The organism is Sagittula sp., from assembly GCF_052825245.1.
The window spans coordinates 66559-73080 of record NZ_JBRBWD010000023.1; the positions used below are offsets into that span (position 1 = coordinate 66559).

Sequence of the window (6522 nt, forward strand, 5' to 3'; positions counted from 1 at the left end):
GTCAGCTCTCCATCTTCAGGTAGCGCCGGAGGAGGGTTTTCAGCTGCTCCGCCTCCGCGTCGCTGAGCGGCACGGGCGAGGTACCCTCGTGGATCACGAACGACGGGCGGAGCGCATCGACGCGGGCCGTGCCCTCCTCCGTCAGCCAGAGTTCCACCGACCGCTTGTCGCCTTGCGGCACCGTGCGGCGGACGAGGCCCTCGGCCTCCATCCCGTGCACCATCTTCGTCATGTGCGCGCGTTTGATCCGCAGCGCCTTGGCCAGGACGCCCTGACGGACGCCCGGGTTCTCGGCCAGCATCAGCAACACCGACCATTCGCCGGGACGCATCCCGGCGGATTCGAAGTCGCTGTAGAACTGGGCAAAGCTGCGCAGCTGCGACAGGCGCAGCAGGAACCCGAGGCTGTCCGCCAGCGGGCCGTAGGCCAGGGCCTCGTCGCCCTCAGGCATTGGGGTCCTGCACCTTCGCGGCGCGCTTTTCGAGGAAGGCGCGCAGGCGGTCCTTCGCGTCGTCGGTCATCGTGGCGAGGCTCGCGACCATGGATTCGGCGAAAAGCCCGTCCTCGGACGACATGTCGGCGATGCGCGGCAGGGCGTTGATGATCGCGTAGTTGGTGAACTCGGCATTGGTGGCCATCTGCTCGGCCAGCGCGACGGCCTTGGTCAGCGCCTCGCCTTCCGCCACCACGTAGGACACGCCGCCCCAGGCCTCGGCCTCCGTGGCCTTCAGGGCGCGGCCGGTCAGCATCATGTCGCCCATGCGCGGCGCGCCGATCAGACGGGCGATCCGGACCGAGCCGCCGCCGCCCACGAAGATGCCGCGCTGACCTTCGGGCAGGGCGAAGAAGGCGGTCTGGTCCGCCACGCGGATCTGGGTGGAGGCGGCCAGTTCGAAGCCGCCACCCACCGCGGCCCCGCTGATCGCCGCGACGAAGGGGATGGTGCCGCGCTCGATCCCGTCGAAGACCGCGTGCCAGCGGCGCGACCCCTTCACCGCCTCGAAGAGCGGTTTCTCCGAATGTTCGGCAAGGTCGAGCCCGGCGCAGAAATGCTTGCCGTGGCCGAAGATCACCCCGGCGCGGGCTTCGCGTTGCGCGCGCTGTACGGCTTCGTCGATGGCCTCGACAAAACGGTCGGAAATCGCGTTGCGTTTTTCGGGACGGTTCAGCCCGATCAGCGCAACGGCGCCCTTGAGCTCGTAAGTGACGAGCGTCTCTGTCGTGTCCATGCGATCCTCCCGCGGCAGCCGTTTTCGGCGCCAGTTTGTTCACACGTAAACAATGTTGTCGAGTCGTGTCAACGCGGGAGCGCGCTGTTTCGGACAGGCCGGGGCGTGTGCGGATAATGCGCAGGGCCCGCGCCGGACATGGCCCGTGGGTGTGCCGGGCGGCTGCCGTCCAGTTTCAGCCGCTTCCGGCGCACCTGTCCAGAGGTTTCCGCGCCGCTGACGCGCCCTCGGCGCCGGTCTCCCGCCTCAGCCCGGCGCGCGCTCTGCCCAGCCCGCAAAGACCTTCTCCAGCGCAACGACGACGTAGTAGAGAACGATGCCCAGGAAGGCGAGCGCGATCAGGACAGCGAACATCAGCGGGTAGTCGGAGTTGGTCTTGCCCGAGTCGAAGAGCGCGCCGAGGCCGCGGCCGTGGGGCGAGACGATCTCCATCAGGTTGGTGCCGATGAAGGCCAGCGTGACCGAGACCTTCAGCGCGCCGAAGAACTCCGGCAAGGTCTTGGGCAGGGCGATCTTCCAGAAGATGGTGGTCTGGCTGGCCCCGAGCGAGCGCAGGATGTCGCGGTACTCGGGCTCGAGCGTCGACAGCCCGATGGAGATCGACACGGCGATCGGGAAGAAGGAGATCATGAAGGCGATCAGCACGGTGTTGAAGTCGTGCATGCCGACGAACATCAGCGCGATGATCGGCACGACGGTGGCCTTCGGGATGGCGTTGAAGCCCACAAGCAGCGGGTAGAGCGCGTCGCGCATCGTGCGGGAAAAGCCCATGATCATGCCGATCACGACGCCCACCACGATGGCCAGCAGCAGCCCCGCCACCGTCCGCCAGAGCGTCTGCCAGCCCATGACGAGGAACAGTTCCCAGTAGCGGGTGTAGGCGGGCAGCAGGTCCGAGGGCGAGGCCATCTTGTAGTTCGGCCAGCCCATGGCCCAGACCAGCAGTTCCCACAGCAGGAGGAAGATGATCACGGCGATGACCGGGGTGAGAAAGGCTTTGAGACGCATGGCGGTTCTTTTTCGGTCGGGCGGCGGCGCGTGTGGCGGCGCCGGAATGTGAGTATTTTCGAAGCAGAGAAGCAGGGGGAGGAGCGCCTGCCGGAGGGGGCACCCTCAGGCCGCGGCCCTGCCCTGCGCGATCTCGATCTGGTGGCGCAGGATGCCCAGCATCTCGGCGGCCTCGGCGGTGTAGAGGTGGTCTAGGTCGCGCGGCCCGGTGTCCGGCACGTCGAGCACGTATTGCGTGCGGGCGGGCCGCCCCGACAGCACGATCACCTGGTCGGCGAGGAAGATCGACTCGCGCAGGTCGTGGGTGATGAGGACGCCGGTGAAGGGCTCCTTCTCCTTCACCCTGTGCATGGTCTGCCAGAGGTCCTCGCGGGTGAAGGCGTCGAGCGCGCCGAAGGGTTCGTCGAGGATCAGCACCTCGGGCTTGTGCACCAGCGCCCGGCAGAGCGAGGCGCGCTGCCGCATGCCGCCGGAGAGCTCGGAGGGGCGCTTGTCCTCGAACCCGGTGAGCCCCACCAGCGAAAGCAGGTAGCGCGCGCGGTCTTCCTGCTCCTTCCGCGACAGCCTGTTCGGCACGATCTCGAGCGGCAGGACCACGTTCTGCAGGATCGTCCGCCATTCCAGCAGGACGGGGTTCTGGAAGGCCATGCCGACGGTGGAGCGCGGTCCCTTCACCCGTTCGCCGTGCAGCCAGACCTCGCCCTGATCCGGCTTCATCAGCCCGGCGATCAGCCGGGTCAGGGTGGACTTGCCGCAGCCCGACGGTCCGACCACGGCGCAGAAGCCGCCCTCCGGGACAGAGACGTTCAGCCCGTCCAGCACCGGCAAGGGGCCGTTCTGCGTCTGGTAGGTGTGCCGCACATCCTTGATGTCGATCAGATTTCCCATGTGGCCCCCGCGCCCGGTCGTGTCGTTGTGAAAGGGGCCGGACCCATGGCCCGGCCCGTTCGTAGGGTGGGGGATCCGCCCGGCAGGGCGGGTTCCCCACCTGTCCTGTCACTCTAGCGCGAAGCCGCCGTCCGGCAGGTAGGCGTCGGAGAAATAGAGCGACGCGTCGGGTTCGTTCTGGAACTCGTAGGTCAGCTTCATCTGCTCGATGGCGCTTGCCATGCGGTCGTCGTCGATCCCGCCGAAGCCGTTCGCCTGCGTCCAGTCGGTCACCACGTTGGCGTCGATGGCCAGCTGCAGGCGACGCTCTTCGAGCTCCGCATCCGCCGCCGGGTTACGCTCCATCAGGCTTTCGGTGGCGCCCGCCGGATCGGCGATGGCGTCCTTCCAGCCCATCGCGACCGCTTCAAGGAAGCCTTTCACGGCCTCCGGGTTCTCGGTGGCGAAGTCGGTGTTGACGATGATCGCGTTGCCGTAGAGGTCGACGCCGTGGTCGGCCATCAGGATGGTGGAGATGTCGTCCTCCGGCACGCCCAGCCGCACGAGGTTCAGGAAGGACGAGAAGGAGAAGCCGGTGACCGACGCCACCTTGCCCTCGGCCAGCATCGGCTCTCGGGTCGGGAAGCCCACCGGCTCCACCGTGATCGCGTCCATGTCGAGGTCGTTCTCGGCGGCGAAGATCGGGAATTGTGCCCATGCGCCGTCCGGCGGCGGCGCGCCCAGCACCTTGCCTTCCAGGTCCTTCGGCGTCTCGACGCCCAGCGACTTGCGCCCGACGATGGCGAAGGGCGGCTTGTCGTAGACCATCATGACCGCCGTCACCGGCGCGCCGGGGTTCTGGTCGAGGAACTTGATCAGCGAGTTGATGTCGGCGAAGCCCACCGGAAAGGCGCCGGTCGCGACCTTCGGAATGGCGTCGAGCGAGCCCTGCCCGGCGGTCACTTCCACCGTCAGGTCGGCATCGCCGAAATAGCCCTTGTCGATGGCGACGAAATACGGCGCGGAGGGCCCTTCGAATTTCCAGTCCAGTGCGAACGGCATATCGGTCTCGGCGGCGGCTCCGGTGGCAAGTCCGGTGGCCAGCGACAGACCGGCAAGCGCGAACAGATTGCGATGCAGCACGGTGTCTCTCCCCTGTCAGGTTGTATGCCCCCTTTTCGTCTTTCTCGGCGGGGGCCCGGCAATCACCCTGCCATGGCGCGGGCGCGCGGGTGAAGCGAAACGTTCAACAATCGGGCAGATGAACGCGGTGCGCCCAAAATTTGCGCATGTGGGCCATGGGCGGCCCGGCGACAGCCGCAAGCCCCTTTCAACCATGGCGATTTCTCCGGCCCGCGCGCTCGCGCGAAGACCCCGGGCCACGCCCCTCGCCGCCCGCTGCAACAGACTGAACCTGCCCGGAAAAACGACGAAAGCGGCTTCCAAATCGCATCACGCGATGTATCGTGAGCGGCAATTGATCCGTCCCGGCCAGCCGGGACCGCCATTCAGGAACAGGTATTTCATGTCCGACGCCGCCAAGCCCAAAGCCGCCAAGATCACCTCTGCCAGGGACTTCGTGAAGGCCCATGCCACGCCGGCGGCGCAGGCGGATGCCGAAACAAGAGGCACTGAAAAGACGGCCGGGCAGGCCTCTGCCGCGATCCAGGACAACCCGTTCTTCAGGATCATGCTCGACGAAAGCGCCTCGCCTCAGGACAAGCTCGACCAGGTGACTCAGGCCCTGACCTTCACCGACGACCGCGCCAGGGCGCGTGAGAATCTCGCCGCCTTCAACGCCTTCAAGGAATACCTCCAGTTCGAGCGCAAGCGCATGGCGCAGGAGATCATCGCGCTCACCGACACGGAGGCCTTCGGCGAACTCAAGCAGGTCTTCGAGGACATCAACACCGCGCTCATGACCTTCGAGGAGCGGATCGGCCCGCTCACCGACATCGTCGAAGCCGTCTACACCCTGCGCATGAACGGTGTGACCTTCGACATCTTCCAGGAACTCCTGCGCGAGCGCGAGGACGCGAAGCAGCGCGCCGGGAAGAAGGCCGTCCTGCGCGAGCAGATGCTCGATCTCGAGGACAACATCCGCGCGCTGAAGGCCGAGAACGGATTTCTCAAGGACGACCGCAGCTTCTTCGGCTTCGGCGGGGTGAAGAAGACGGCGCAGGACAAGATGGCCCAGAACGAGGTCGCGCTGGCCGCTGACACGAAGAAGCTCCAGGGCATCCTGGCCGAGATGAAGGCGCTCGACGCCGACGCTCCGCAAAGCGCGCAATACGCCGAATTCGCGGCGGAGAAGGCAAAGCTGAAGGAGCTGCTCGACATCACGTCCGAGGAGCACAAGGCCCGGCAGGAGGCGCTGGTAAAGTCCGCGCAGGACTTCATCGACACGACGGAGGCCCGCGTCTCCAGCGTGCTCGGCCACTTCAACGGCATGAACGGCCAGATCGAGAACCTCGACGAGGCGAACTTCACCATGCGGTCGATGTACGCGATCCTCTCGGACGCCACGAAGGAAGTCGACACCCGCAACGAGGCCCGGCGCGAGGAGATCCGCAAGTCGATCGAGGCGGCCGGCAGCGACCTCGAGAAGCTGGGGCAGGAACGCCTGGAACGCGACATCAACGCCTACATCTCGAACCTCGGCCGGTCGTCGGTGGACACCACCGCGGTGCTGGCCGAACTGACCGCCTCCGGCCACCGCATCCACTCCATGAAGGTGGCGAACGAACAGCAGGTCGCCAAGACGCGCCAGCTCCACACCTCCGGCGTGGCGGGCGTGGCCGACCAGCTCTCGACCGTGCTGCAGGCCGTCTCTGCCGCGGCGCTCGGCGAAAGCTCCGAAGCCGCCAAGATCAGCCTCGAACGCATGAACCGCACCACCGCCGAACTGGGACAGCGCGAGGTCATCCGCGTGGCGCTCGGCACAAAGGAGATCAACCAGGACCTCTCCAACGCGCTGTCGGAACTGTCGGAATACGGCGAGACCATCCGCGCCGCCACCTCGATCACCCGCGAGGGGCTCTCGGAAACCCGAAGCCTGCTCGCGCAGATCGAACGCCAGACGGCGGAAACGCAGGCGGCCGTCAAGGAATCGCTCTCCGTCGCGGCGGATGTGGCGGGCGGCAAGGGCGGCACCCGCAGCCCCGCCCCCGAAGACACCGCAAGGGAGGCCGAAGACAGGCAGGCCCCGCCCAACCCCTTCGGCCTCGGCCGGTCCCGGGAAGGATCATGACCGCCCCGACTGACGCCGGTTCCGGTTTCGGATCGCTGCGCGATCCGACCGGGGGGGGGGGGGGGGGGGGGGGGGGGGGGGGGGGGGGGGGGGGGGGGGGGGGGGGGGGGGGGGGGGGGGGGGGGGGGGGGGGGGGGGGGGGGGGGGGGGGGGGGGGCGGGGGGGGGG

At 67.5% G+C, this 6522-nt stretch carries 6 protein-coding genes; 1 reads left to right on the forward strand and 5 read right to left on the reverse strand.

The genetic code is table 11. The features are described from left to right. Window position 1: 1 nt before the first annotated feature. The 5 genes from ACU0DV_RS07760 to ACU0DV_RS07780 form a co-directional block, all read right to left on the reverse strand. Window positions 2-451, reverse strand: a complete 450-nt coding sequence (locus ACU0DV_RS07760; RefSeq protein ID WP_446241119.1) for a MarR family winged helix-turn-helix transcriptional regulator — start codon at window positions 449-451, stop codon at window positions 2-4. Next, the gene (locus ACU0DV_RS07765) at window positions 444-1229 is read right to left on the reverse strand and encodes a crotonase/enoyl-CoA hydratase family protein (protein WP_446241118.1); all 786 of its coding nucleotides are present in this window, start codon (window positions 1227-1229) and stop codon (window positions 444-446) included. The genes ACU0DV_RS07760 and ACU0DV_RS07765 overlap by 8 nt, the downstream gene beginning before the upstream one ends. Before the next feature lie 246 nt (window positions 1230-1475). After that, window positions 1476-2237: an ABC transporter permease gene (locus ACU0DV_RS07770; RefSeq protein WP_100929583.1), complete on the reverse strand. Its 762-nt coding sequence runs from the start codon at window positions 2235-2237 to the stop codon at window positions 1476-1478. 105 nt (window positions 2238-2342) lie between these two features. Next, a complete protein-coding gene (locus ACU0DV_RS07775) occupies window positions 2343-3125 on the reverse strand; it encodes an ABC transporter ATP-binding protein (RefSeq protein WP_283980916.1) in 783 nt (260 codons plus the stop codon). 108 nt (window positions 3126-3233) lie between these two features. Next, window positions 3234-4247 carry an ABC transporter substrate-binding protein gene (locus ACU0DV_RS07780; RefSeq protein ID WP_446241117.1) on the reverse strand — a complete coding sequence of 338 codons (1014 nt, stop codon included), beginning with the start codon at window positions 4245-4247 and terminating at the stop codon, window positions 3234-3236. 382 nt (window positions 4248-4629) lie between these two features. Here ACU0DV_RS07780 and ACU0DV_RS07785 point away from each other — a divergent pair, with 382 nt between their 5' ends. After that, complete coding sequence (locus tag ACU0DV_RS07785; RefSeq protein WP_446241116.1) at window positions 4630-6354, forward strand: hypothetical protein; 1725 nt, start codon at window positions 4630-4632, stop codon at window positions 6352-6354. Window positions 6355-6522: the final 168 nt, after the last annotated feature.